The organism is Paracoccus salipaludis (assembly GCF_002287065.1).
Classification (GTDB): Bacteria; Pseudomonadota; Alphaproteobacteria; order Rhodobacterales; family Rhodobacteraceae; genus Paracoccus; species Paracoccus salipaludis.
Genome location: NZ_NSJZ01000124.1, coordinates 1 through 569 on the forward strand (window position 1 = coordinate 1; position 569 = coordinate 569).

General features: G+C 63.6%; 1 protein-coding gene. It reads left to right on the top strand.

From position 1 onward, the window contains the following. Window positions 1-164 precede the first annotated feature (164 nt). Window positions 165-464 carry a hypothetical protein gene (locus CK240_RS17845; protein WP_095641561.1) on the top strand — a complete coding sequence of 100 codons (300 nt, stop codon included), beginning with the start codon at window positions 165-167 and terminating at the stop codon, window positions 462-464. Window positions 465-569 lie beyond the last annotated feature (105 nt).

Sequence of the window (569 nt, forward strand, 5' to 3'; positions counted from 1 at the left end):
AAATCCTCATCGACAACGGGGTGCTGAAAGAGACCCGCCCGGCTTCGACGTGGCACGGCCCGGCGACCTATGCGTGGCAAGGGTGAGCGAAATCGTTCACCCATACTAATAGATAACCTTCCCATCCTTAGCCTGCCCTTACCTGAGCGGCCCGAGAGGCGACCATGAGCACGGTTGTGAAGATACCCACGCGGCGCGGCGGCACGGCGGCGCCTGTGGATAAGATTCAACCCATAGACGACATGCTGGACGACTACGCAGGCGTTGAACGCAAATGGGCGGCCGAGTTGCGGGGGCTTCTCGAGGCAGGCCCGTTCCTCGACAATGACAAGGGTGACGGCCCGTTCGTTCCCGTGCACGCCGACGACCTGCGCCGCCTGGTTGACCAGATGGACGCGACCGCCCGCAACCTCGCCGGGTTCGCTGACTGGCTCAGGCACAACTGGCCCTCGGACCGTCGCTAATGCGGGTTCACTGTAATTCGCGTTGCGCCGCCCCGCCTGTGCCGTCAAATCGGCCCGCCCGTGGGGTTTCGCCTCTCAGGGCCCTCTAAGGGGGGAGAGTTATCT

Excerpts from the sequence above, each read along its gene's own strand:
- CK240_RS17845 (WP_095641561.1), top strand. The coding sequence starts at position 165 with ATGAGCACGGTTGTGAAGATACCCACGCGGCGCGGCGGCACGGCGGCG.